The sequence below is a fragment of the Pseudomonas sp. VI4.1 genome, assembly GCF_002029345.1.
In the GTDB taxonomy this organism is placed as follows: Bacteria; Pseudomonadota; Gammaproteobacteria; order Pseudomonadales; family Pseudomonadaceae; genus Aquipseudomonas.
This window is the reverse complement of sequence record NZ_MULM01000185.1, coordinates 35,571-60,268: the sequence shown is the minus strand read 5'-3', so window position 1 is coordinate 60,268 and position 24,698 is coordinate 35,571. Positions and strand designations below refer to the sequence as shown.

19 protein-coding genes are annotated in these 24,698 nt (G+C 59.5%); 9 read left to right on the top strand and 10 right to left on the bottom strand.

What is annotated here, in order from left to right:
- Positions 1–4: 4 nt before the first annotated feature.
- Both BZ163_RS33585 and BZ163_RS33580 read right to left on the bottom strand, forming a co-directional pair.
- The gene (locus tag BZ163_RS33585) at positions 5–457 is read right to left on the bottom strand and encodes a GNAT family N-acetyltransferase (RefSeq protein WP_128874537.1); all 453 of its coding nucleotides are present in this window, start codon (positions 455–457) and stop codon (positions 5–7) included.
- A 9-nt stretch (positions 458–466) separates the two neighbouring features.
- A complete protein-coding gene (locus BZ163_RS33580) occupies positions 467–1,090 on the bottom strand; it encodes an FMN-binding negative transcriptional regulator (RefSeq protein ID WP_128874536.1) in 624 nt (207 codons plus the stop codon).
- A 90-nt stretch (positions 1,091–1,180) separates the two neighbouring features.
- Between BZ163_RS33580 and BZ163_RS33575 the strand changes: the two genes are divergently transcribed.
- On the top strand, positions 1,181–2,731 hold the full coding sequence (locus BZ163_RS33575) for a PLP-dependent aminotransferase family protein (RefSeq protein ID WP_128874535.1): 1,551 nt from the start codon (positions 1,181–1,183) through the stop codon (positions 2,729–2,731).
- 27 nt (positions 2,732–2,758) lie between these two features.
- Here BZ163_RS33575 and BZ163_RS33570 read toward each other — a convergent pair whose 3' ends face one another.
- The 6 genes from BZ163_RS33570 to aspA all read right to left on the bottom strand — a co-directional run bounded on the left by BZ163_RS33570 (position 2,759) and on the right by aspA (position 13,734).
- Positions 2,759–7,279 carry a dermonecrotic toxin domain-containing protein gene (locus tag BZ163_RS33570; protein WP_128874534.1) on the bottom strand — a complete coding sequence of 1,507 codons (4,521 nt, stop codon included), beginning with the start codon at positions 7,277–7,279 and terminating at the stop codon, positions 2,759–2,761.
- A gap of 208 nt (positions 7,280–7,487) precedes the next feature.
- A complete protein-coding gene (locus BZ163_RS33565) occupies positions 7,488–8,603 on the bottom strand; it encodes a polyamine ABC transporter substrate-binding protein (protein ID WP_128874533.1) in 1,116 nt (371 codons plus the stop codon).
- A 12-nt stretch (positions 8,604–8,615) separates the two neighbouring features.
- The gene (locus BZ163_RS33560) at positions 8,616–9,647 is read right to left on the bottom strand and encodes a histone deacetylase family protein (RefSeq protein ID WP_128874532.1); all 1,032 of its coding nucleotides are present in this window, start codon (positions 9,645–9,647) and stop codon (positions 8,616–8,618) included.
- A gap of 161 nt (positions 9,648–9,808) precedes the next feature.
- Positions 9,809–10,801: an AraC family transcriptional regulator gene (locus BZ163_RS33555; protein WP_128874531.1), complete on the bottom strand. Its 993-nt coding sequence runs from the start codon at positions 10,799–10,801 to the stop codon at positions 9,809–9,811.
- Between the two features lie 166 nt (positions 10,802–10,967).
- Entirely contained in the window at positions 10,968–11,972 is a 1,005-nt protein-coding gene (locus tag BZ163_RS33545; protein ID WP_128874530.1) for an asparaginase, read from the bottom strand.
- Between the two features lie 337 nt (positions 11,973–12,309).
- Complete coding sequence (gene aspA, locus BZ163_RS33540; RefSeq protein ID WP_128874529.1) at positions 12,310–13,734, bottom strand: aspartate ammonia-lyase; 1,425 nt, start codon at positions 13,732–13,734, stop codon at positions 12,310–12,312.
- 180 nt (positions 13,735–13,914) lie between these two features.
- Here aspA and BZ163_RS33535 point away from each other — a divergent pair, with 180 nt between their 5' ends.
- From BZ163_RS33535 to BZ163_RS33515, 5 genes are all read left to right on the top strand, one after another.
- Positions 13,915–14,823 (top strand): LysR substrate-binding domain-containing protein, encoded by a 909-nt coding sequence (locus BZ163_RS33535; protein WP_128874528.1) that lies wholly within the window; start codon positions 13,915–13,917, stop codon positions 14,821–14,823.
- A gap of 243 nt (positions 14,824–15,066) precedes the next feature.
- Positions 15,067–15,558 (top strand): 5-(carboxyamino)imidazole ribonucleotide mutase, encoded by a 492-nt coding sequence (gene purE / locus BZ163_RS33530; RefSeq protein WP_017341565.1) that lies wholly within the window; start codon positions 15,067–15,069, stop codon positions 15,556–15,558.
- A gap of 11 nt (positions 15,559–15,569) precedes the next feature.
- Positions 15,570–16,652, top strand: a complete 1,083-nt coding sequence (locus BZ163_RS33525) for a 5-(carboxyamino)imidazole ribonucleotide synthase (protein ID WP_128874527.1) — start codon at positions 15,570–15,572, stop codon at positions 16,650–16,652.
- 147 nt (positions 16,653–16,799) lie between these two features.
- The gene (locus BZ163_RS33520) at positions 16,800–17,045 is read left to right on the top strand and encodes a GlsB/YeaQ/YmgE family stress response membrane protein (protein ID WP_128874526.1); all 246 of its coding nucleotides are present in this window, start codon (positions 16,800–16,802) and stop codon (positions 17,043–17,045) included.
- Between the two features lie 87 nt (positions 17,046–17,132).
- Positions 17,133–17,669, top strand: coding sequence for a DUF3299 domain-containing protein (locus BZ163_RS33515; RefSeq protein ID WP_128874525.1), 537 nt, complete (start codon positions 17,133–17,135; stop codon positions 17,667–17,669).
- A 136-nt stretch (positions 17,670–17,805) separates the two neighbouring features.
- On the opposite strand, the gene BZ163_RS33510 is transcribed toward BZ163_RS33515, so the two are convergent.
- Together BZ163_RS33510 and BZ163_RS33505 are read right to left on the bottom strand one after the other, a co-directional pair.
- Positions 17,806–18,705, bottom strand: a complete 900-nt coding sequence (locus tag BZ163_RS33510) for a D-hexose-6-phosphate mutarotase (protein WP_128874524.1) — start codon at positions 18,703–18,705, stop codon at positions 17,806–17,808.
- A gap of 87 nt (positions 18,706–18,792) precedes the next feature.
- On the bottom strand, positions 18,793–19,197 hold the full coding sequence (locus BZ163_RS33505) for an acyl-CoA thioesterase (protein WP_128874523.1): 405 nt from the start codon (positions 19,195–19,197) through the stop codon (positions 18,793–18,795).
- Between the two features lie 364 nt (positions 19,198–19,561).
- On the opposite strand from BZ163_RS33505, the gene BZ163_RS33500 reads away from it, so the two are divergent.
- The 3 genes from BZ163_RS33500 (at position 19,562) to BZ163_RS33490 (ending at position 24,631) form a co-directional block, all read left to right on the top strand.
- A complete protein-coding gene (locus BZ163_RS33500) occupies positions 19,562–20,863 on the top strand; it encodes an MFS transporter (RefSeq protein WP_128874522.1) in 1,302 nt (433 codons plus the stop codon).
- Positions 20,864–21,127: 264 nt separating this feature from the next.
- Positions 21,128–22,126: a phosphate ABC transporter substrate-binding protein PstS family protein gene (locus BZ163_RS33495; RefSeq protein WP_128874521.1), complete on the top strand. Its 999-nt coding sequence runs from the start codon at positions 21,128–21,130 to the stop codon at positions 22,124–22,126.
- Positions 22,127–22,348: 222 nt separating this feature from the next.
- Positions 22,349–24,631 (top strand): ABC transporter permease subunit, encoded by a 2,283-nt coding sequence (locus tag BZ163_RS33490; protein ID WP_128874520.1) that lies wholly within the window; start codon positions 22,349–22,351, stop codon positions 24,629–24,631.
- Positions 24,632–24,698: the final 67 nt, after the last annotated feature.

Genomic DNA, 24,698 nt, shown 5'->3' with positions numbered 1-24,698 from the left:
TCCCTTAACCTTGGATGGCCTTGCGAAACTGGATGAAACCAGGACGTTCGGCGATGCGTTCGTAGAGCTGGATCGCGGTGGCGTTGGTTTCGTGGGTCAGCCAGTGGACCTTGCAGCAACCGTCCTCTTTGGCTGTGGCGTACACATATTCGATCAGCTTGCGGCCAACGCCGGTGCCGCGCATTTGGGGCGTTACCAGCAGGTCTTGCAGGTAGCAGGCGTTTTCGATGCTCCAGTTCGAACGATGGTAGATGAAGTTCACCATCCCTACCGCTTCGCCACTGGCCCAGGCCAGCGCCGAGTGGGTCGGTTCATCAGGGTCGAGCAGGCGCTGCCAGGTGCTTTGGGTGACGGCCTCGGGCAGTTCGGTGTTATAGAAACGCAGATAGGCCTGCCACAACGGCAACCAGGCCGCATGATCATCGGCAGTGACCTGGCGAATCTCGATCTGACTCATGTTCATTCCTTAACGCATCAAGTGGGCGAGGGCCTGGTCATGCGCATCGGGGCTGGCGGCGAGCCCCTCGCGCACGCCGGCGATATCGGCAGGGCTGCGGTTCTGGCTGAGTTTGCGCTTACCTTCCAGGCACTGGATCGGCAAGGCAAAACCGACGATGGCCTTGAGCATCCCGTCAATGTAGTCCGCGGGCGCATCCGCGACCTTCCACGGATTGTTTCGACCTGCTTCATGACGATCCGTCAGAGCACTGACCAGATCGCGCAGGCGATCAGCGTCGGTGAAAACCTCGGCCGTGCCGTAGGCGTGCACGGCGACGTAGTTCCAGGTCGGCACGACCTTGCCGTGTTCGGCTTTGCTCGGGTAGAACCCCGGGCTGACGTAGGCATCGGCCCCGGCAAAAATCACCAGTGCTTGAGCGCCGTTCTGCAATGCTTTCCATTGCGGATTGGCCCGGGCGAAGTGACCGTAGAGGGTACCGTTCGGACCTTGGTCGGGGCGAAGCAGCAGTGGCAGATGACTGGCCTGCAGGCCTTCCTCCCCATGGGTAACCAACACGGCAAGGCGGGTGCCGAGTATCTGCTGCTGCAATTCAGGCAAATCGTTGATGGCAAAGTTGCTTGGCGTGTACATGGAGATTTTCCTTGGCGAATGTGTTCATCCTAGGCAGGCTATTGGTCTGTTGTAAGAGCCATTAATGACCAATTTCATAGGTCCATTGCCATGACCAGCGAATCACTGTCCTTGTCGTTCAATCCTGCGGGTATCGAACTTGATCGCCGTCAGGGCTTGAGCCGGCAGTTGTATCAGGCGTTACGGGTACGCGTGCTCGACGGCAGATTGGCCAGTGGCACGCGGTTACCGGCCAGTCGCGATCTGGCGGCGGCATTGGCGATTTCCCGCAACAGCGTGGTCCGGGCCTACGATCAGCTCTACGCCGAGGGCTTTATCGAAGGGCGTGTTGGCGACGGCACTTATGTTGCGCAACTGCCTCACGCGATGCTGCCGGCGAAAAAACTATCCACAAAAGTATCCACAGGGTTGTCAACAGGCTTACCCACAGCCTTATCCACAAATTGCGCGGATTTAGCTGTGGTTTCATCCAGTAAAGTTATCCACAGTGGTGCCTTGGAGAGGGTGGAAAAGAATCATTTGGCCACGCCGCCGAGCGGTCCACCCCGGGCGTTTCGGGTCGGCGTTCCGGCCTTTGATCTGTTTCCGTTTGAGGTGTGGGCCAAGCTGAACGCGGCTTTCTGGCGTAAACCGGATTTGCAGCAGCTGTGCTATGGCGATCCGGCAGGCGATGGGCGCTTGCGCGGCCTGATTGCCGCATATTTACGCAGTTCACGAGGCATGCAGTGCACGGCTGAGCAAATAGTGATCACCAGTGGCGCGCAGCAGGGGATCAGCCTTTGTGCACAGCTGCTGGTGGAGCCGGGCGACGGGGTGGCGCTCGAGAATCCGGGGTATCGGGCGGCGGGCCATGCGTTCGCAGTGGCTGGGGCGCGATTGCATGGGATAGCGGTAGATAGTGAGGGAATCGATTGCACCGAACTGGCGGGACTGGGTGATTGTCGCCTGGCTTATGTCACGCCGTCGCATCAGTACCCGACCGGGGTGGTCATGAGCCTGGCACGTCGCGTCGAACTGCTGGCCTGGGCTGAACGCAGCCAAGGCTGGATTGTCGAGGACGACTACGATGGCGAATACCGCTACAGCGGCGCGCCATTGGCGCCCTTGGCGGCACTCGATCGCCAGGGGCGGGTGCTGTACGTCGGGACCTTTGGCAAAGTCGCCTTTCCGGCATTGCGCCTGGGTTATCTGGTATTGCCGCCAGCATTGGTGGATGCATTCTCCCAACGTCGTGCGGTGGATGTACGGCATTCCGAGGTCAGCACTCAGGCGGTGATGGCCGAGTTCATGGCTGCAGGGCATTTCCAGCGACACATTCGGCGTATGCGCCGTGCTGCGCTGAGCCGGCGTAACACTTTGCTGTCCGGTTGGCCCCAGGGTATCCCCGGTATCGGTAGCCTGCCGAGTGTCGCGGCAGGGCTGCACCTGACGGTCGCGGTCGAGTCTGTGGCCCGCGAGCAGGCGCTGATCGAAAAAGCGGCCAGCGTCGATGTCGAGATCAATGCCCTGAGCAGCTACTGGTTGCCGGACTCGCAACAACCGGAGGACCAGCGCGCCGGACTGGTCCTGGGTTTTGCGGCGGTGCCCGAAGTCGCCATCATCGAAGCACTCCGGCGCTTGGACAGAATCTGGCGCACATGAGTCATGCACCCCCGTCAGGGTTACACGTCAGTCTTCGACTACAGGCTCCAGGTCAAAAAACAGCTTTCGTAACACCGGGTCATCGATCTTGCGCAAAACCCCATCGATGGGCTCGACTGTGGCGAATGTTTTTTGTTGCTCCTCGGTAAGCGTTTTCAGATAGGTTTCCGAGATCTTCAGGTGCGCGGCAGCGGGATAGTCTCGAGGGCTTTTCAGGGTAGGGTAATGGAAATGGGCGACCCAGAGTTCCCGAGCATTATGGGTCTTGTCGAGAATCCGGTATTCCTGAAAATAATCGCCCAGCTGCTTAGTCTTGATTCGGCCTTTGTCTCGGCGCAATTCAATCTGAGCATTCTCATGCATCCATCTGAATATAGACTGGGTGGGCTTCCTCAATGTGTAGAGACTGGCGCGAATGCTTTTGCCGGTTTCGCGCATTGTCGCAGCTGCCGCACGTAATTGCGGCGCTAAACTGCGCACCGGAAATTCCTTCGTTCGGGACCAAACCTCGTCAACGCTGGTAGCGCTTTGTTCGAGCCGGCTTGCTTGTTGATCGAATATGTCCTGCATGTCAGCAGGGACACGCGAAGGTCGATAAGCGTCCTTGATGGTACGTTTGATGAACGGATCTGCATCTTCAGACAGCATCAGACCTTTGCTGATGATTTCACCGTCACTCAGCGTCGAGGGCAGTCTTGGACGACTTTCCAAAGTGAGCAAGCCAAGAGACTCGTCAATGGTCGGCGGTGCTTCACTGCTGGTCGACTGCCGCGGCCGGGTCTTTCTCACCTTGCCCGTCGGGTGTGGCGCTGCCGACTTCGAAGGCCCGGCAGACTCACTCGGGTTCAAGGACTTCTCCTCATTTATCAGCGATAAGCGCAGAACTTGAGCGTTTGTTGCAAATCCGCCAATGAGGTCGCGCAGATGGTCAAGTCGCGCCTGCTTGAAATGACCGGGATAGGTTTTTGGCAGTTCCAGAAGTCGCTGGTCGATATCGGCAAAGGTTTCGAGTATCTGACTCAGCTCTTCGATCTGTTTTTGCGGGCTGGTATCGTCTGCTGTTTTTTTCAGGAGCTGTGCAATCCGGTGGGCGGCGGTGGCCCCTCTGACGATCAGTTTTGCGACGTCACTGCGAGCCTGCGGCATTGTCACGCTGGCCTGATCTTCCATGCACAGTTCTTGAGCGATACCGATTTCATTGGCCTTGAGTTCCCATTCAGTGAATAAAGGGGTCATTTTGCGGATGGCCTGTGCCTGTTCAATGCCTGGCCTTCCAAGCGTTCGCATTGCATCGAGCGCCGAGCGTGATAGTCCAAGTTTTTCGACCATCGCCTGGCTTAAGTCTGTTGCTTGCTGCACATGCCTGACATGGGTTTGCTGTGATGTTTCCTCTATCGAGGTTTCAGACCGCAAGACATTGGTCAGCTTGGCGTATTCACATTTTTTTACGACGAACCAGAACGAAAGATGTTTCTGCAATTCGGTATGCATTCGAAGGGAGTCATGGATGTAACCCTCACTGCCGCCCAGCGTATGCCATTCCTTCAGCTGCTCAAGGGCCTGCTGGTAGGCTTGGATCATCACGTCCAGTTTTTCCACGTAAACGGTTGTTAATCGGTCATGGTCCTCTTCCGTGGCTGCAAACATATCTGCCTGAGCCTTGATCACATCGTTCTTTTTTTGCTCTTCGCCCCCTTCCGCGACCTTCTTGCCTTGAAACAGATCCAGTTCTGTTTGCAGTTTTTTTTTCCGTTCACCCTTCTCCTTTAGCAGGGCTTTGAGACGATTTTTTGGCCCGCCGCCCCTCAGGCGCAATCGCAGGTCAAGAACCCATCTCCCGTCACGATCATTGGTCAGCCATGGACCATATTTTCCAGGATCATCGGGATAAACGATCTGCACTTGGCCATCCTCGGTGACGCTGACGTTGAACCAGCGCGTACCGACATTGGCGTACGTTTTTTGATCAAAATGATAGAGATGGGGTGGTTTCTCGTTAGTGCGGCTGACCTCTTCGTTGTTCAAGTCTGGCGACGTGACTTTGAGGGTGTCCAGGTAGGTGCCGAGTTCCAGTGGCGTACGCCGGGGAACTGACCCGGCGGTCTCTACCAAAGCGTTATGAGCCGATGGAAGTTCTCGGAGCAAGCGGCTGGTGTCCAGCGTGATGGCGGTGGTCGCGGGGGATGGAACGGCGCGCTCTTCCAACGGCTCGGGGCTGATACGGGGCTTGTTGGACAGCGCTTTACGCCGCATTACCGCGTGATGACTGAGCAGAATACCCAAGGATAACAGGATGTCTGCCTCGGATCGCCACTGGTTAAAGCTGTCGCCTTTTTCATGGGCGTCGAGGGCTTGTTGAATTTGCTCGATAACCTGCCAGGCCCAGACCGCGGTGCCGACGGCGCCACTGAGGAAGTTGGTCGCGACGCCGAACAATGCCCAGCTGCTGTCTTTGAGCAGCGTCCAGCGCCGCTCGGCATTCGATTGCGACTGGCGGTCCGCAAGGGTGACCAGCGCCTGGGCATTTTTTCTGAACAGTACAGTGAGAGTGTCCCCAGTCATTTCCTGGGTTTCCAATACCACTCGCCCGAACTGCTCCGCCCTGAGGAAAGGATTGACCAGTTGTTCAGCCGCTAACCACGGAGACGGCAACCCCACCGGAAACACGTACTGGGAATACTCGAAGCTCAGCGTTTTGGTCGCAAGCCAGGCAAGTACCGAGTCGCGCAGCTCTCCGGGCTGGTGCAAGGCATAGAGCAGATTCTGCCGCGAGGGGAACTGCATCAACGGTACATCCTGCATCGGCCGGTAAAGCAGACAGGCCCCCTTGGTATCGTCCCGAGGGCTGATAATGAACATGTTGGTCACGGGGTCGCTGGCGCTGATCAAGCGGTGTTGCGGCCTCAGCGTCAGGGGGTAGATAGCGATGGGGTTGGCAGGGCCAGCATTCATCCATTGGCAAATGTACAGATAGCCTTGCTCGGTAATCCCCGACTCTTGTTTGATCTTCTCTTCCAGTGCCTTGAGCGGTAACAGCCAGCGTAATTGATCACGATAGAAGTGGGCCTGACGTTGGGATGTGACCGGGTCATCGATCAGCGTTTTCTTGATCAGTGCCGGGTAGGCACCGCCTACGTCCACGTTGGCCGCTATGCGGGTGAGCAATTGCGGCGTCAGCCAGTCAGGAACCTGCGCACCGTTTTTGAACGAGAGTGCCGCCCTATAGGGCGCATTGTTCTCCAGCGCGAACTCAGCCAGTGTTTCAGTGTGCTGATCAAGAGGGTTGGGCAGGGTGAAATTATCAACGGTAAAGCTGTTGATCACCTTGATTTGCAAGGCGTCCCACGGCAGTGCTGCGGCACCCGCTGCACGTGTATCGGCGATGATCGCGTCACGCATCGATTGGTGAGCAAATTGCCTGATGGAGGGTATTTCGGTTCTGGCGACCCTGTACTTGGCCTTGCGATACAGTTTTCCCAGGGCGGTGATGTAACGACGGTAATCATCCATGTCCTTGGCGGGTGCATTGCGCAGCCAGTCAGGGATTGCCGCGTCCAGTTGTTTGACACGTGATTGATCGAGGGTATCCAGCCCCTTTCCGGGCTCCGGTACGTCGGTGTACGCGTCGGCGTATCTGAGTTGATCAATGCTGTCTAGTTGCGATGACACCAACGCCCAGGCCATATGATCGAAAACGTTGCCATCGGGCTCGAATAATCGCCATTCCAGTGCGGCCCCTGTCGGCAGCTGGTCGAGCCGCCCAGGCAGGGTGCTTCCGAGTTTTTCCAGCGAATCGAACGACTCGTAGCCTCGCTCGATCGTGTACAGGACGATGAGCTGGCGAAGGCGGTAAGTTGCCTTGATCACCAGTGCTCCGCCGACCAGAAGATGCCTGGGTATTTCATTTTCAACGACGTCGATATCGATCAGGCACGCCTGAATGGTCGAAAAATCGGTATTCGTGTTTTTCCGTGAAGTTCTGTCCGGGTCGGCGAAGACTTCCCGGGCCATGGTGCACTCGTCCGCATCCCAGCCTTTCACCTGGTTTACATTGAGCGCCTTTCGCAGCGAGTCGGAAAGTGTTTGCCAGCGAGGTCGCTCATCCACCTTCTGATTCCAGAAACTCAGCTGGCGGCCCTGGAATTCAATGAACAACAAGGCGACCGCTTCATTGAGCGTCAGGGCGACTTGCTCGATGCTGACCGCGAGTTGGACCGGGTCGTCGGCCTGCGGCTCCAGCGTCAGGAAGTGGTCCCCTTCGATATAGTCCACAGTCGTTCCGTTGAGCCCGTGACTCACCAGCGCATGGGTCAGCGATTCGTAACGGATCGGCCCGCTCTGGACCTCATCGTCGATCACTTGCCATTGCGGGCTGCCGACAACTGCTTTGTCGGGGTCGATGTCCAGGTCGGGGAATTGTTCTTTCAGCATTTGGCGCAGCAAGTGCGACGCGACCTCGTTCAGTGTGGGACCGTGGCTTGTCTGGTTGACCAGGTCGCTTTTTTCCACAAGAGGTTCGGTTTTGCCGCTGTCGGTGTTGTCTGTCATGGTTGTTTCCTTCGATGCAGGGATCAGACGAACGCGTCAATCCTGGCGATGGCATCGAAGGTAGAGGCCTGCGATTGAAGGGAGGTGGTAACTAATTACCGCAGGCGAACAAACGCTTGGGGAAGCCAGTATTAAGGTCAGCGACTTGCAATTCTTGTCCCTGACTTGAAAAACAAACCTCCTGCCAGCAGCAGGAGGTTTTCAAGGCTTAGGTACCTGATTTTATCTTGGTCCAGGCCCGGGTTCGCGCGCGTTCGGCATCGCGCGGCAGCGGTTGCAGGGTGTAGAGCGTACCCATCGCCGTTTCGGTCGGGTACAGGTTCGGATTGTTGCGGATCGCCGGGTCGACCATTTCCGTAGCATCCTTGTTCGGGTTCGGATAGCCGACAAAGTCGCTGACCGGCGCGATCACCTGAGGTTGCAGCAAATAGTTGATGAAGGTGTAGGCGTCTTGCGGGTTCTTCGCGCCGTTGGGGATGGCAAGCATATCGAACCAGATCGGTGCGCCTTCTTTCGGCAGGCGCATGTCGACGATCACGCCATTCTTGGCTTCCTTGGCGCGGTTGGCGGCCTGGGAGAAACTGCCGGAGTAACCGACTGCGACGCAGATGTCGCCGTTGGCGATGTCGGCCATGTATTTGGATGAGTGAAAGTAAGTGACGTATGGACGAATCTTCATCAGCAAGGCTTCAGCCTTCGCGTAGTCCGCCGGCTTCTTGCTGTTGGGGTCCAGGCCGAGGTGTTGCAGGGCGAGCGGAAGGATCTCCGACGGCGAGTCGAGCAGGGCGACGCCGCACTGCTTGAGCTTGCTGATGTTCTCTTCGTTGAAGATCAGGTCCCAACTGTCCACCGGCGCATTGTCGCCCAAGGCAGCCTTGACCTTGTCCGGGTTGAAGCCGATCAGGATGGTGCCGTACATGTAGGGCACGGCGAATTTATTGCCGGGGTCGTTGGCTTCGATCAGCTTCATCAGCTTGGGATCGAGGTGGTTCCAGTTCGGCAGCTTGCTGCGATCCAGTGGCTGAAACACACCGGCTTCGATCTGCTTGGCGAGGAACACGTTGGAGGGCACCACCACATCGTAGCCGGAGTTGCCGGTCAGCAGCTTGGCTTCCAATGCTTCGTTGGTGTCGAAGATGTCGTAGACCAGCTTGGTCTGGGTGTTCTGGGTCTTGAAGTCTTCCAGTGCCTTGGGGGTGATGTAGTCGAACCAGTTGTAGACGCGCAACGTTCGCTCTTGCGCGTGCACGGCGCCACTGAGCACGGTGGCGCAGAGCACTGCAGGGAAGAGTGCGGGAGCGATAAAACGCTTGAGTTGATTCATTGTTTCAATTCCTCATTGAGCGCTTTCAAAACCTTCGAGAACGTTCACGGCGTTGATGCCGATTTCCTCTACCGCATAACCGCCTTCCATCACGAACAATGTCGACTTGCCGAGGCGTGCGATGCGCTCGCCCATCGCCAGGTAATCCGGGCTGTCGAGCTTGAACTGGGAAATAGGGTCGTCCTTGAAGGTGTCGACGCCCAGGGACACGACGATGATGTCGGCGTCGTACTTTTCAATCTCTTTGCAGGCTTGCTCCAGCGCAGCGCTCCAGGTGTCCCAGCCCGAGCCGGCGGGCAAAGGGTAGTTGAAGTTGAAGCCTTCGCCGGGGCCTTCACCGAGCTCATCTTCGTAGCCGAGGAAGAACGGGAATTCGGCTTCTGGATGGCCGTGGATCGAGGTGAACAGCACGTCGCTGCGTTCGTAGAAGATCGATTGAGTGCCGTTGCCGTGGTGGTAATCGACGTCGAGGATCGCGACCTTTTTGTGGCCCTGATCGAGGAAGGCCTGGGCGGCGATGGCGGCGTTGTTGAGGTAGCAATAACCGCCCATCAAGTCGCTGGCGGCATGGTGTCCCGGCGGGCGGCACAAGGCAAAGGCACTGCGGGCGCCGCGCTGGATGGCGGCTTGGGCAGTCAGCGCCACTTGCGCCGCACTGTACGCCGCTTGCCAGGTGCCGGCGGTGATTGGTGCGCCGCCGTCGAAGCTGTAATAGCCGAGCTGGCCGTGCAGGCTGGTGGGTTTGATCCGGCGCAGCGTGCGGGCCGGCCAGGTGTAGGGCAGCAAGTCACCGTCGGTATTGAACTCGGTCCAACGCGCCCAGGCGCCTTTGAAGAAGTCGAGGTAGTCGCGGTCGTGAATGCGCTGGATCGGCCCCAGGCCAAAATCCTGCGGCGCGTCCACCGAACCGAGGTCGCGGTTTCGCACGCGCTGTAGAACGTGGTCGGCACGGGAAGGCATTTCGAAGCAGGGCATCAATTGCCCGTCCATCAATTCACAACGGCCGTGGTGCAGATGGTGATCGTCCGAGTAGATCGTCAGCATTTTCTTGTTCTCCGCAGGCTGATTAGGTTGAACACAGTCTTGCGGGGCGCGGCGTTTGGGAGAACGGCAGGAAAGGCCAAAAGGGGATCGATATGGCCAAAAGGTTTGACCGAAATTCGCCCCTTATTGACGCAATAGCGGTATTTCAGGCAACGAATGATTCAAGGTCGAAACTGGCTGGGCGCCACGCCGCTCCAGCGCACAAACGCATGACGAAAGCTCGCGGTCTCGCTGAAGCCCAGCGCCTCTGCGATCTGGTAGATCGGCATCTGGTCTTCACACAGCATCAGCTTGGCTTGTTCGAATCTCAATTCATCCAGCAACTCCTGATAACTGCACCCAAGGTCCTTCAGATGCCGACGCAACGTGCGCGTCGAACAGTTCATCTGCTCGGCCAACCCCTCCAGCCCCGGTGCCGCGTGCAGTTGCGCCCGAAGCAGCTGCCGAATCCGTCCCAGCCAGGCCTGGCGTCCAGTGAACTCGGTGTTCTGTTTGCGGCAGCGTTCGGCCATGGCCTGATGGGTGATGACATCGGCAAGCGGCAGGGGCTGGTCGAGCCAGCGTTTGTCGAAAGCGAAGGCATTATCCCGGGCCTCGAAGCGCAGCGGACAGTTGAAGTGTTCGGCGTAGCTGGCTTCATAGTCGGGCGCGACATGTTCGAAGCGGGCAGCCAGCAATGGCAGCGGATGGCCGAGCAGGTCGTCGCAGATGATTTTCAACGACACCAGGCAGAACTCGGCGTTGAATACGGCCAGCGCCGGATTTTCTCTGTAGTCGGCGGCCACGAACCAGATACGTTCGCCGTCGCCCTCGAGGCTCAACTCGAAAAGTGTTCCCAATAGCGCCGGATAACGTATCGCCAGACGTAATGCGTCACCGAAGGTGGCACTGGTGAGCAGGGCATAGCCCAGCATGCCGTAGGAAGAAACGTGCATTCGCCGGCCCAGTTCCAGGCCGATGTCACGCTTGAGCGCGACGGCGTTGGCGCAAACCTGCATTTCCTGGTTGGTGGTGATGCGGGTGTCCGCGCGGTTCAGATCCGCGGGGCTGATGCCGCTGCCCGCCAGTAGCGCCTCGCTGGACAATCCGTCGGCCTTAAAGGCGTTGAGCACCAGGGACACGGCGTTGAGGGTGGTGAGGTGGGAGTGGAGCATGGGTGGCTTCCAGCCTTGGGATGGCTGGAGCGCAGCAAGTTACATGCCCAATGACGAGCACCTGTAGGAGCTGGCTTGCCAGCGAAGAGGCCATCACTTCCAACATTGATGTCGCCTGACACGCCGCCTTCGCTGGCAAGCCAGCTCCTACAGGGGGGGTGGTGTGTCAGCCGAGCTCGCCGCACAGGTCGAGTTCGACCAGGCGCCGTACTTCTGCGGTGTCGAGTCCGGCACCCAGCAATCCGTGCAATTTGCCGAACGCGGCTTCACGGGTCATGCCGCCACCCGACAGCACGCCAACGCCACGCAATCGGCTGCCGGCCTCATAAACATCCAGCTCGACGCCACCTTCATGGCATTGCGTTACCGCGATCACCACCACCCCTTTGTCCCGCGCCCGTTCCAGGCTGGCAAGAAACGCTGGGTTGTCGCTTGGCCCGGTACCGCTGCCATAGCACTCCAGCACCAAACCCTGAATGCCGCTATTCAGAACGCCATCCAGCTGCTCGGCGCCAATGCCGGGGAACAGCGGCAATACGGCGACTTTCGCCAATTGCTTGCTCTGGTTGTAATTCAGCTGTGCTGGCAGGGATGTCGCCTTCACACCGCCGCCCTGACGCTCAAGTCGCTTGAAGGGATGACGACCGAAACTGCGAACCTTCGCGCAACGGGTCGGGTCCAGCAGTTCGCCGTGGAAGTACAGATGAACGCCCGGTGCCAGGCCCTGGCCCAAAGCAACCAGTGCCCCGCTGAGGTTTTCCCAGGCATCGCTGTCGATCACGCCAGCCGGCAGCATCGAGCCGGTGAAGACTACGCGGGCGTGCAGTCCGAGCAACTGAAAACTCATGGCGGCAGCGCTGTAGGCCAACGTGTCGGTGCCATGCAGGATCAGTACGCTGTCGCAGCCTTGTCCATCAACAGCGTCGACCACCGCTTCGCGCAGTTGCTGCCAGTAAGCCGGGCTCATGTTGGCGCTGTCGATCAGCGGTGACATCTCGCGAAAGCGCCATTGCGGCACTACCCGCTCAGGCTGGCTGGAGAGGTACTCGCGCATCCGCGCTTCGAAACCGGACGCCGGGGCCAGGCCGTGGGCACTGGCTTGCATACCGATGGTGCCGCCGGTGTAGAGCACCATGACGTGCCGGGCTGCGGGATAATTCGAGGAATTCATGAGGGTTCTCCGAGAGCGATGACAGCATGCGGGTGAGCATGACGCTGACGGCACCTGGTGTCACGTTGGGCGTACGCGGTTGTTGTGCAGGCGTTGAAACGGAGGTGCTTTGTAGGGTTTGGGCTGAACTTGAGGGCCTCTTCGCTGCAAGCCAGCTCCTACAGGGGACCGGGTTGCCTGTGTAGGCGCTGGCTTGCCAGCGAAGGGGCCAGCCCAAGCACCACAAATCCAAAAAAAAGGGCCTGGGGATTAAATCCCCAAGCCCTCAAAAGGTGAGAGGTGTCTAGTCCCTCGACCTGGTGAGCGTGGCTCTTGATGAGAAGAGCCGGGCGTTCGGTTATGCCTTCAGAGGCACCAGACGCGGAGCAATCATGTTTTCCGGGCGCAGGATGTCGGCGAGCATTTCGTCGTCGAGCAAGCCTTCTTCGCGCACCAGTTCCAGCACGCCGCGGCCGCTTTCGAGGGCGATACGGGCGATGCGGGTGGCGTTTTCATAGCCGATGTAGGGGTTCAGTGCGGTGACCAGGCCGATCGAGTGTTCGACCAGTTCGCGGCAACGCTCTTCGTTGGCAGTGATGCCGACGATGCAGTGCTCGCGCAGCATGTCCATGGCGCGTTGCAGCAGACGGATCGAGTCGAAGATCTTGAACGCGATCAGCGGCTCCATCACGTTCAGTTGCAGCTGGCCGCCTTCGGCCGCGATGGTCAGCGCGAGGTCGTTGCCGATGATCTGGAACGCCACCTGGTTGACGGCTTCCGGGATAACCGGGTTGACCTTGCCTGGCATGATCGAGCTGCCTGGCTGACGCGCCGGCAGGTTGATTTCGTTGATGCCGGTGCGAGGGCCGCTGGACAGCAGGCGCAGGTCGTTGCAGATCTTCGACAGCTTGACCGCGGTGCGCTTGAGCATGCCGGAGAACAGCACGAAGGCGCCCATGTCGGAGGTGGCTTCGATCAGGTCGGCGGCCGGAACCAGCGGTTGACCGCTGATCAGTGCCAGGCGTTGCACGGCCAGGTGCTGGTAACGCGGGTCGGCGTTGATGCCGGTGCCGATCGCGGTGCCGCCGAGGTTCACTTCGGTCAGCAGTTCAGGTGCCAAAGTCTTCAGGCGCGCCAGGTCTTCGCCCAACGTGGTGGCGAAGGCGCGGAATTCTTGCCCCAGGGTCATCGGTACGGCGTCTTGCAGCTGGGTACGACCCATCTTCAGAACGTGGCTGAACTCTTGACCCTTGGCGGCGAACGCCTGGATCAGGCTGTCGAGGCTGGCCAGCAGCGCGTCGTGACCCAACAGCAGACCCAGACGGATGGCAGTCGGGTAGGCGTCGTTGGTCGACTGCGCCATGTTCACGTCGTTGTTCGGGTGCAGGTATTGGTATTCGCCTTTCTGGTGACCCATGGCCTCCAGCGCAATGTTGGCGATCACTTCGTTGGCATTCATGTTGGTCGAAGTGCCAGCGCCGCCTTGAATCATGTCCACCACGAACTCTTCGTGGAAATCGCCGCGGATCAATCGGGCACAGGCTTCGCTGATGGCAGCGTGCTTGGCTTCGCTCAGATGACCCAGCTCGCGGTTGGCGTCAGCGGCAGCCTGTTTGACCATTGCCAGGCCGACAACCAGCTTCGGGTAATGCGAAATCGGAACGCCGGAGAGGCGGAAGTTGTTCACCGCTCGCAGGGTCTGGATGCCGTAATACGCTTGAGCAGGTACTTCGAGTACGCCAAGCAGGTCTTTTTCTGTGCGGAAAGATGCAGCGGAGGACATGATAGAAATCATCTCGATATGGACCCGGGCTGTGCCGGAACACTGCAAATGCTAGGCTTGTGCAGCATTTTGGGCCAATGCTGTTAAACACTGGCCTATGCATATTCGGCATAATGTCGGTGTGACGCCGTGTCTACGGCGAGCGTGTGATCTATTTTGGTGCGTGTCCGGGAGGACGTGATGAATCTGGAAAGTAAATGGCTTGAGGACTTCAGTGCCCTGGCCGCCACCCGCAGCTTCTCCCAGGCTGCCGAACGGCGTTTCGTGACCCAGCCGGCTTTCAGCCGGCGAATCCGCAGCCTGGAAGCCGCGCTGGGTCTGACGTTGGTCAACCGCTCGCGCACGCCGGTCGAACTGACAGCGGCGGGGCAATTATTTCTGGTGACCGCGCGGACCGTGGTCGAACAGCTCGGCGAAGTGCTGCGCCATCTCCATCACCTGGAAGGTGGGCAGGGCGAGGTGATGCAAGTCGCTGCCGCCCACTCGCTGGCGCTGGGATTTTTCCCGCGGTGGATTGCGCAACTGCGCAACGAGGGCTTGAACATTGCCACGCGGCTGGTGGCGACCAACGTGGGTGACGCGGTGCACGCCCTGCGTGAAGGAGGCTGTGACTTGATGCTGGCGTTCTATGACCCGGACGCTGCCATGCAGATGGATCCGGAAATTTTCCCGTCGCTGCATCTGGGTAATACCGAAATGTTGCCGGTTTGTGCGGCTGACGCCGAGGGCCAACCGCTGTTTGATCTGGAAGGCGACGGCAGTGTGCCGCTGCTCGCCTACAGCGCCGGTGCATTTCTGGGGCGTTCGGTGAATCTGCTGCTGCGTCAGCGCGCGCTGCGTTTCACCACCATCTATGAGACGGCCATGGCCGATAGCTTGAAAAGCATGGCGCTGGAGGGGCTGGGCATCGCCTGGGTGCCGCAGCTCAGCGTACGCGCCGAACTGGCGCGCGGTGAGCTGGTGGTCTGCGGCGGCCCGCAATGGCATGTGCCGCTGGAGATTCGCCTGTATCGATGTGCGCTGGTGCGCAAGGCGAATGTGCGGTTGTTGTGGCGCAAGCTGGAGGGCGGCGCAGCGCAGGGTACTTGAGCATATCGACTAACCCTGTGGGAGCGGTGTAATGGATTGACCTTCAAGTCAATAAACCGGGACTTTGTGCGCTATGACAGATGGTCGATTCGGGGGCTGTTTATCTGCCTCATTACGGTATACTGCGCGGCCTTCGGCCGGTTCGCCCGGCCTTAATTCGTACACTCAAGCCACGCCGGATCTCCCGCGTGGCTTGTTGTTTTTTGACGCGCCTGCGGGCGCCCAGAGAGAAGAGGCACGACGATGAGCGCACTGGTTGGCGTGATCATGGGCTCCAAGTCCGATTGGTCCACCCTTAGCCACACCGCCGATATGCTGGAAAAGCTCGGCATCCCCTACGAGGTGAAAGTGGTCTCTGCCCACCGCACCCCGGACCTGCTGTTCCAGTACGCCGAAGAGGCCGAGGCGCGGGGCATCGAGGTGATTATCGCCGGTGCCGGTGGCGCGGCCCACTTGCCAGGCATGTGTGCGGCCAAGACCCACCTGCCGGTACTGGGCGTGCCGGTGCAGTCTTCAATGCTGTCGGGCGTCGACTCGCTGCTGTCTATCGTGCAGATGCCAGCGGGCATTCCGGTCGCGACCCTGGCCATCGGCAAGGCCGGCGCAATCAACGCCGCCCTGCTCTCGGCGAGCATCCTGGGCGCGAAGCACCCGCAGTTTCACGCGGTGCTGAAAACTTTCCGTGCTGAGCAGACAGACAGCGTCCTGGAAAATCCAGACCCACGCATCGCCTGAGGTTGTTGACGATGAAGATCGGTGTAATCGGTGGCGGCCAGTTGGGCCGCATGTTGGCGCTGGCGGGTACTCCGCTGGGCATGAACTTCGCTTTCCTGGACCCGGCGCCGGATGCCTGCGCTGCTGCATTGGGCGAACACCTGCGCGCCGATTACGGCGACCAGGACCACCTGCGTCAGCTGGCCGATGAAGTCGATCTGGTGACCTTCGAATTTGAAAGCGTCCCGGCCGAAACCGTAGCCTTCCTGTCGCAATTCGTCCCGGTCTACCCGAGCGCCGAAGCCCTGCGCATCGCCCGCGATCGCTGGTTCGAGAAGAGCATGTTCAAGGACCTGGGCATTCCAACCCCGGCGTTCGCCGACATTCAATCGCAAGCCGACCTGGACGCCGCCGTGGCTGCCATCGGCCTGCCGGCCGTGCTGAAAACCCGCACCCTGGGTTATGACGGCAAGGGCCAGAAAGTCTTGCGCAAGCCTGACGATGTGGTCGGCACTTTCGCGGAATTGGGCAGTGTGGCTTGCCTGCTGGAAGGCTTCGTGCCGTTCACCGGTGAAGTCTCGTTGATCGCCGTGCGTGCCCGCGATGGCGAAACCCGGTTCTATCCGCTGGTGCACAACACCCACGACAGCGGGATTCTCAAGCTGTCCGTGGCCAGCACCGACCACCCGTTGCAAGCGCTGGCTGAAGACTACTCCAGCCGGGTGCTCAAGCAGCTGAATTACGTCGGCGTGATGGCGTTCGAGTTCTTCGAGGTCGATGGTGGCCTCAAGGCCAACGAAATCGCCCCGCGTGTGCACAACTCCGGGCACTGGACCACCGAAGGCGCCGAGTGCAGCCAGTTCGAAAACCACCTGCGGGCCGTTGCCGGTCTGCCGCTGGGTTCGACAGCCAAGGTCGGCGAGAGCGCGATGCTCAACTTCATCGGCAAAGTGCCGGACACCGAGAAAGTCCTGGCCATCGCCGATTGCCATCTGCATCACTATGGCAAGGCGTACAAGGTCGGCCGCAAGGTCGGTCACGCCAACCTGCGTTGTGCGGACCGCGAGACCCTGGCTGCGCAGATCCTCAAGGTCGAAGCACTCATCGCCGAATAGTTTCATGTGGCGCCGGCGGAACCATCCAGGGGCCGCCGTTCTCTCATGGCAGGATGCCAAAGTCTGACTAGGCTTTCGCTAGGTATCCTGTCCCACCAATACTCTTGGTGAGACAGGACACAGCCAATTCAATCAGAGGGAAATGACATGGGAATTATCGGAACCATCTTTATCGGCTTGATTGTCGGCCTGCTGGCGCGGTTTCTGAAACCGGGCGATGACAGCATGGGCTGGATCATGACCATCCTGATCGGTATCGGCGGTTCGCTGGCGGCCACTTACGGCGGCCAGGCTCTGGGCTTCTACCAGGCCGGCGAAGGCGCAGGCTTCCTGGGCGCGCTGGTGGGTGCCGTGATATTGCTGGTGATTTACGGCATGATCAAAAAGAACTGATGGAAGCGACAAAGCCCTCTCTGCCACACGCGGGGGAGGGCTAGAATGCTCGGCGTTGCACCGTCCACTCCTTTGCCGAGCACTTTCATGCGCCGTCTTCTGCTGACTTTCCTATTACTGGGTGCGGGCCTTGCCCATGCCGGCGAACTGCCGGAAACCGACTGGCTCGACCTGATGCCCAAGTCGGACCAGAAGGCCCTCGAGGCCATGCCTGAAATCGACCACGACTCCCCCGAAGCCAATGGCACCTTCACCGAAAAGGGTGGCATGAAGCAGAGTAAAGGCTTGCCGGCGGTGATGTACTCGACCAAAACCGTGCCGTCGATGAATGACAAGAATATCCGCCTCGGCGGCTATCCGGTGCCACTGGAGTCCGACGCCAAGGGGCGCAGCACGCTGTTCTTCCTGGTGCCCTATCCGGGCGCCTGCATCCACGTACCGCCACCGCCGCCCAACCAGTTGGTGCTGGTGCGTTATCCGAAAGGCTTGAAGCTGGATGATATCTACACGCCGCTGTGGGTGACGGGCACGCTGAAGATCGAGAAGGTCAACAACGACCTGGCTGATGCGGCGTATGCGCTGGATGCGGCGAAGGTGCGGGTAGTAGAGGAATCAGACTTGTAACGGCCATTCTGGCCAGGCACAAACCAAAAATGTGGGAGCGGGCTTGCTCGCGAAAGCGGTGTAACAGTCAACGATGATGTTGAATGTTATGGCTTCTTCGCGAGCAAGCCCGCTCCCACATTTTGGTGTTGCGGTGTTACAGGGATTTGCTGGCGATACTCACGCCAAGGGTATGACTGGCGCCCGGCGCCAACGTCACCACATCATCCATCACATTCGCCGTCTCAATGCACAGCATGCGCTGCCAGCCGTCGTCGGCCATGTCGCTGAACGCTGCGGCACGATCGATCCACGGGTTCCAGATCACCGAGGAGCGCGAACCGCTGCTGGTCAGCTCGATGCGTCGTTCCCAGGCCGGGTCGACAATGCTCAGCTTCGCCGGAGTATCGAGATAGATGCGATCGGTCTCGCCAGCAAACCGCAAATCACCGGCCTGACGCACAGTTTTCCAGTCGTCCAGCGTCTCGATGTAGCTCAAGCCATCCAGGCCTTCGACATGCACGTTGCGCACATCGCTGACCGCGAAATAGCTGTGCAGCGCCTGGCTGATGGTGACGTGGCCGAAGCCCTGGTTATGGCTGGTCAAGCTGATGTGCAGTTGCTCATCCAGACGAATGCTCAGCTTCAAATCCACCTGATGCGGCCAACCTGGAAAACCGCCTTCGGGGCAGGGCAGGAGAAATTCCACGTTCAGGCTCTCGCCTTGCGCTTCGATGCCCCCCAGTTCCCAGTCCATCGCCCGCACCAGACCGTGGGCAGTCGGCGGTTCGCTACTGAAGCGCATCGCCTGGACACTTTGCGGGTTGCGCGAAAAATTACCGAACCACGGCCAGCACACCGGCACGCCCGCGCGGATGCTCTTGCCGGTCTTGAACGCAGCCTCGTCGTTGAGCCAGATCAGCGGCGGCTCGCCGGCCAATTGGTAACTGAGGATGTGCGCACCTTGCTGGGCCACCAGCAATTCGGCCTGCCCGTGGCGGATGCGCCAGCAGTTCAGTTCATCCAGTTTCACGGCTTCAACGTTGGGCGTTGTCATGGAACGGCTCTCGATCAGGAACAATATCTGCTATGGACCGCAAAACGGTCCCCGCGTTTAACGGTTCCTGTTTTACCTGGGCCTTGTTTAACGAGCTCTGGGCGGAACCGAGCGCGTGCGGCCGCTGCCATCGATGGCGACGAATACGAATACCGCTTCAGTCACTTTACGCCATTCGCTGGACAACGGATCGTCGCTCCAGACCTCGACCATCATCTGGATCGAGCTGCGGCCGATTTCCAGCGCCTGGGTATAGAAGGAGAGCTGAGCGCCCACCGCAACCGGTACCAGAAACGCCATGCGATCGATCGCCACGGTGGCTACGCGCCCGCCCGCGACCTTGCTGGCCATTGCGGTGCCGGCCAAATCCATCTGCGCCACCAGCCAGCCGCCGAAAATATCGCCAAAGCCGTTGGTTTCGCGGGGGAGTGCGGTGATTTGCAGGGCCAGGTCGCCTTGCGGGATTGGATCTTCTTGTTCGAGCTCTAACATGCCGGGGGTGCCTCTGACCCGTAACTCTCATTGGTACTTCAAGGTGAATAGCCGTCTCAAGGAAAAACGATTCAGCCCCGAACATACTACGTTCGTCACGTTTTTCGTAAGGCGCCTAAAGGGAAACTCTGCGAAATCGCCTATCAACCCCGGCAGGCGTTTTCGCACAGCAACCCTTGCAGGTTGTCGCAAGATTGCAAGTATATCGATCGGTAGACTCCGAGACGACCGTCTGGTTCTCATTTTGACCGTCAAATACGCACATCCATGTGCTTTTTCGACCAATTTGCTATCGTGCCGGACCTGCCCAAGCCTCCGCCAGCGTTGTGGGGGTTGCAGATCCGACTAAAGAGAAGCCCTTGCCATGACCACCACAGCGCCTTCGAACATCGCGCAACCCTCCCAATCCGCACGTCCGTTGACCCGCAGCGACTACAAGACGTTATCGCTGTCTGCCCTGGGTGGTGCGCTGGAGTTCTACGACTTCATCATTTTCGTGTTCTTCGCCACGGTGGTGGGCAAGCTGTTCTTCCCGGCCGACATGCCGGAATGGCTGCGCCTGATGCAGACATTCGGCATTTTTGCCGCCGGTTACCTGGCACGACCGCTGGGTGGCATCGTCATGGCGCACTTCGGTGACCTGCTGGGTCGCAAGAAGATGTTCACGTTGAGTATTTTCATGATGGCGGTGCCGACCCTGATCATGGGTTTGCTGCCGACTTACGCGCAGATCGGCATGTGGGCGCCGATCCTGTTGCTGCTGATGCGGGTGATCCAGGGCGCGGCGATTGGCGGTGAAGTGCCGGGCGCCTGGGTATTCGTGTCCGAACACGTGCCCCAGCGGCACATCGGTTACGCTTGCGGCACCCTGACCAGCGGTCTGACGGCGGGTATTCTGCTGGGCTCATTGGTCGCCACGGCGATCAACAGCTTCTACACCCCGGTGGAAGTCGCGGATTATGCCTGGCGGATTCCGTTCCTGCTGGGCGGTGTGTTCGGCCTGTTCTCGGTTTATCTGCGCCGCTGGCTGCACGAGACCCCCGTGTTCGCCGAGTTGCAGCTGCGCAAGGCGCTGGCGGAAGAAGTGCCGTTGCGTGCGGTGTTGCGTGACCATCGCGGTGCGATCCTGATTTCCATGCTGCTGACCTGGCTGCTGTCCGCTGCGATCGTGGTATTGATCCTGATGACGCCGACCGTGCTGCAGACCGTCTACCACTTCTCGCCGACCACGTCGCTGCAAGCCAATAGCCTGGCGATCGTGTTTCTGAGCTTCGGCTGCATCATTGCCGGCGCATTGTCGGATCGGTTCGGCGCAGGCCGGGTCTTCGTGTTCGGCTGCACGGCGCTATTGCTCACCTCCTGGACCTTCTACCACAGCCTGGCAGCGCACCCCGACTGGCTGTTCCCCCTGTACTCCCTGACCGGCCTGCTGGTCGGCACCATCGGCGCCGTGCCCTATGTAATGGTCAAGGCCTTCCCGCCCGTGGTGCGTTTCAGTGGCCTGTCGTTTTCCTACAACGTCGCCTACGCCATCTTTGGCGGCCTGACCCCGATGATCGTCAGCCTGCTGCTCAAGGAAAGCCCGATGGGGCCGGCGTATTACGTGGCGGTGTTGTGTGGGGTCGGGATTGTGGTGGGTGGGTATCTCTGGAGAAAGGGCCGCTAAGCCGGCTTGATGTATCGACTGCACTGGCCCCTTCGCGAGCAAGCCCGCTCCCACATTTAACCGAGTTCTCCCAGAGGATTGCGGTCGAGTGTGGGAGCGGGCTTGCTCCGGGCGGCGTTCCGACGAAGAACGATAACTCGGTGTACTTATAGAACACCGAATGCTGGCCTTTCATCCAATTGTCATATTTCAGCCATAGAGTGTTCACACGGCCTGCTGATACTTGGCCCCGACTTAACACACCCTATCTGCTAGGAGTAAGGCATGAAACTGAAGCGTTTGATGGCGGCAATGACTTTTGTCGCTGCTGGCGTTGCGACTGCCAACGCGGTTGCCGCTGTTGACCCTGCGATCCCGAGCTACACCAAGACCACTGGTGTGTCGGGCAACCTGTCCAGCGTCGGCTCCGATACCCTGGCCAACCTCATGACCCTGTGGGCTGAGAACTACAAAAAAGAATACCCGAACGTCAACATCCAGATTCAGGCCGCCGGTTCGTCTACCGCACCCCCTGCGCTGACTGAAGGCACCGCTAACCTGGGCCCGATGAGCCGCAAGATGAAGGACAACGAGCTGCAGGCCTTCGAAACCAAATACGGCTACAAGCCAACCGCGATTCCGGTTGCCGTGGACGCCTTGGCGGTGTTCGTGCACAAGGACAACCCGATCCAGCACATGACCATGGAGCAGGTCGACGCGATTTTCTCCTCGACACGTCTGTGCGGCGCTAAAACCGACGTGAAAACCTGGGGCGATCTGGGTGTGACGGGCGACCTCGCCAACAAGCCGGTTCAACTGTTCGGTCGTAACTCGGTCTCGGGCACGTACGGTTACTTCAAGGAAGAAGCCTTGTGCAAAGGCGACTACAAGCCAAACGTCAACGAACAGCCTGGTTCGGCTTCGGTTGTGCAGTCGATCAGTTCCTCGCTGAACGGTGTCGGCTACTCGGGCATCGGCTACAAGACCGCCAGCGTGAAGACAGTGGCCCTGGCCAAGAAAGGCAGCGCAGAGTTCATTGAAGACACTGAAGAGAACGCCCTGAACGGCAAGTACCCGCTGTCGCGCTTCCTCTACGTCTACGTCAACAAAGCGCCGAACAAGCCTCTGGCCCCGCTGGAAGCCGAGTTCGTGAAGCTGATCCTGTCCAAGCAGGGCCAGGAAGTTGTAGTGAAAGACGGCTACATCCCGCTGCCAGCCAAGGTTGCTGCAAAAGCACTGGCTGACCTGGGTCTGCAGGAAGGTAACAACGTAGCAAAAAAGTAAAACCCTAGGTCCGGGGGATAACCCCGGACCTGTGTAGGAGCCGGCTTGCCGGCGAAGGGGTCAGCACATTCAACATTGATGTTGAATGATCCACCGCCTTCGCCAGCAAGCCGGCTCCTACATCCCCGAATCTTCACTCCGCTGCCGGTTTCCACAGGCGGCGGATTTGTTGCGTCACTGCACTGTCATCTTTCTGTCATACAGGATCGCTAGGGTGTGCGAATGAATGATCTGGCCAATTCCCCCATGACTACAAATCCCCCCAAGCGAATTGACTTCAATACGCCTGAGCTGCAACGCAAGCGCCGTATTCGTGCGCTCAAAGATCGCCTGACCCGCTGGTACGTCCTTATTGGCGGCCTCGCTGTCCTGGGCGCGATCACACTGATCTTCTTCTTCCTCGGCTACGTCGTTCTGCCCCTGTTCCAGGGCGCCGACCTGACCGCCAAAGACGCCATCACCCCTGCCTGGATGCAAGACGCCGGCAAGCCATTGATGATCTCCCTGGAAGAGCAGAACCAGGTCGCCTTGCGGGTTTCCGACAAGGGGCAGGCACTGTTCTTCGACATCGACAATGGCGCCGAACTCAGGCGCGTCGACCTGCCGGTTCCGGCGGGTGCCAGCGTCACCTCGATCGGTGAAGACCAGCCAGGTCATCCGCTGGTAGCCGTGGGCTTTTCCAACGGCCAGGCCCTGGTGTTCCGTCATACCTATAAAGTCACTTACCCGGACGGCAAGAAGACCATCTCGCCGGCCATCGAGTACCCGTATGGCGAAACCCCGATTACGTTGAACGAGGCAGGCGGTGCGCTGGAGCACGTCAGCCTCAACGCCACCGATACGACCCTGATGCTGGTCGGTTCCACCGGTTCGCAACTCAATGTCTTGTCGCTGACCAGCGAAGAAAACATGATGACCGGTGAAATCACCAGCGAGCAGAAGCGCATCGATCTGCCGCAGATGACCGAGCCGGTAAAAAACATCTTCGTCGACCCGCGTCAGCAGTGGCTGTACGTGATCAACGGTCGTGCGCAAGCCGATGTGTTCAGCCTGCGCGACAAGAGCCTCAACGGTCGCTACAAGTTGCTCGAAAACGGCGAGGCCGAGATTACTGCCAGCACCCAGTTGGTGGGCGGTATCTCGCTGATCCTCGGCGATTCCAAAGGCGGCCTGGCCCAGTGGTTCATGGCGCGCGACCCTGATGGCGAATCGCGTCTGAAGCAAATCCGCAGCTTCCAGATGGGCAGCACGCCGATCGTTGAAATCACCGCCGAAGAACGTCGCAAAGGCTTCATCGCCCTCGACGCCTCCGGCAAGCTCGGCGTGTTCCACAGCACCGCCCACCGCACCTTGCTGGTGGACCAGGTGGTCGAAGGCCAAGGGATCTTCGGTCTGTCGCCACGGGCCAACCGCGTGATCGTGGAAGCGGGCGGCAAGATTCAACCGCTGCTGCTCGACAACCCGCACCCGGAAGTGTCCTGGAGCGCGCTGTGGAGCAAGGTCTGGTACGAGAACTACGACGAGCCTAAATACGTCTGGCAATCGACCGCCGCAAACACCGATTTCGAACCCAAATTGAGCCTGGCGCCCCTGACCTTCGGTACGTTGAAGGCCGCGTTCTACGCCATGTTGCTGGCCGCGCCGCTGGCGGTTGCCGCGGCGATCTACACCGCCTACTTCATGGCCCCGGGCATGCGCCGCAAGGTCAAGCCGGTGATCGAGCTGATGGAAGCGATGCCGACGGTGATCCTCGGTTTCTTCGCCGGCCTGTTCCTCGCGCCTTATGTAGAAGGGCATCTGCCGGGCATCTTCAGCCTGCTGATGCTGTTGCCGATCGGCATCCTGGTCGCCGGTTTTGTCTTCAGCCGCCTGCCTGAGTCCATTCGCCTGAAAGTGCCGGACGGTTGGGAAAGCGCGATTCTGATTCCGGTGATCCTGTTTGTGGGCTGGTTGTCGCTGTACATGAGCCCGTACATGGAAACCTGGTTCTTCGGCGGCGACATGCGCATGTGGATCTCCCACGACTTAGGGATCACCTACGACCAGCGCAACGCACTGGTGGTCGGTCTGGCCATGGGCTTCGCCGTTATTCCGAACATCTACTCCATCGCCGAAGACGCGGTGTTCAGCGTGCCGCGTGGCCTGACCCTGGGTTCCCTGGCCCTCGGAGCCACGCCATGGCAGACCATGACTCGCGTGGTGCTCCTCACCGCCAGCCCGGGCATCTTCTCGGCACTGATGATCGGCATGGGCCGTGCGGTCGGTGAAACCATGATCGTGCTGATGGCCACCGGTAACACCCCGGTCATGGAAATGAACCTGTTCGAAGGCCTGCGCACCCTGGCCGCCAACGTCGCGGTGGAAATGCCGGAGTCGGAAGTCGGCGGCAGCCACTACCGCGTGCTGTTCCTCTCGGCGCTGGTGCTGCTGTTGTTCACCTTCGTCATGAACACCCTCGCAGAACTGATTCGTCAGCGCCTGCGCAAGAAATACTCGTCGCTTTAAGAAAGGTAGAAGTCTGTGAAACAGAACTCCCTGAATGGATGGTTCAAGAGCGGCGCCCCTGGCGTCT

Excerpts from the sequence above, each read along its gene's own strand:
- BZ163_RS33510 (WP_128874524.1), bottom strand. The coding sequence starts at position 18,705 with ATGACAACGCCCAACGTTGAAGCCGTGAAACTGGATGAACTGAACTGC.
- BZ163_RS33560 (WP_128874532.1), bottom strand. The coding sequence starts at position 9,647 with ATGCTGACGATCTACTCGGACGATCACCATCTGCACCACGGCCGTTGT.
- BZ163_RS33500 (WP_128874522.1), top strand. The coding sequence starts at position 19,562 with ATGACCACCACAGCGCCTTCGAACATCGCGCAACCCTCCCAATCCGCA.
- purE (WP_017341565.1), top strand. The coding sequence starts at position 15,067 with ATGAGCGCACTGGTTGGCGTGATCATGGGCTCCAAGTCCGATTGGTCC.
- BZ163_RS33515 (WP_128874525.1), top strand. The coding sequence starts at position 17,133 with ATGCGCCGTCTTCTGCTGACTTTCCTATTACTGGGTGCGGGCCTTGCC.
- BZ163_RS33505 (WP_128874523.1), bottom strand. The coding sequence starts at position 19,197 with ATGTTAGAGCTCGAACAAGAAGATCCAATCCCGCAAGGCGACCTGGCC.
- BZ163_RS33565 (WP_128874533.1), bottom strand. The coding sequence starts at position 8,603 with ATGAATCAACTCAAGCGTTTTATCGCTCCCGCACTCTTCCCTGCAGTG.
- BZ163_RS33490 (WP_128874520.1), top strand. The coding sequence starts at position 22,349 with ATGAATGATCTGGCCAATTCCCCCATGACTACAAATCCCCCCAAGCGA.
- BZ163_RS33575 (WP_128874535.1), top strand. The coding sequence starts at position 1,181 with ATGACCAGCGAATCACTGTCCTTGTCGTTCAATCCTGCGGGTATCGAA.
- BZ163_RS33570 (WP_128874534.1), bottom strand. The coding sequence starts at position 7,279 with ATGACAGACAACACCGACAGCGGCAAAACCGAACCTCTTGTGGAAAAA.
- BZ163_RS33555 (WP_128874531.1), bottom strand. The coding sequence starts at position 10,801 with ATGCTCCACTCCCACCTCACCACCCTCAACGCCGTGTCCCTGGTGCTC.
- BZ163_RS33545 (WP_128874530.1), bottom strand. The coding sequence starts at position 11,972 with ATGAATTCCTCGAATTATCCCGCAGCCCGGCACGTCATGGTGCTCTAC.
- BZ163_RS33580 (WP_128874536.1), bottom strand. The coding sequence starts at position 1,090 with ATGTACACGCCAAGCAACTTTGCCATCAACGATTTGCCTGAATTGCAG.
- BZ163_RS33495 (WP_128874521.1), top strand. The coding sequence starts at position 21,128 with ATGAAACTGAAGCGTTTGATGGCGGCAATGACTTTTGTCGCTGCTGGC.
- aspA (WP_128874529.1), bottom strand. The coding sequence starts at position 13,734 with ATGTCCTCCGCTGCATCTTTCCGCACAGAAAAAGACCTGCTTGGCGTA.
- BZ163_RS33520 (WP_128874526.1), top strand. The coding sequence starts at position 16,800 with ATGGGAATTATCGGAACCATCTTTATCGGCTTGATTGTCGGCCTGCTG.
- BZ163_RS33585 (WP_128874537.1), bottom strand. The coding sequence starts at position 457 with ATGAGTCAGATCGAGATTCGCCAGGTCACTGCCGATGATCATGCGGCC.
- BZ163_RS33535 (WP_128874528.1), top strand. The coding sequence starts at position 13,915 with ATGAATCTGGAAAGTAAATGGCTTGAGGACTTCAGTGCCCTGGCCGCC.
- BZ163_RS33525 (WP_128874527.1), top strand. The coding sequence starts at position 15,570 with ATGAAGATCGGTGTAATCGGTGGCGGCCAGTTGGGCCGCATGTTGGCG.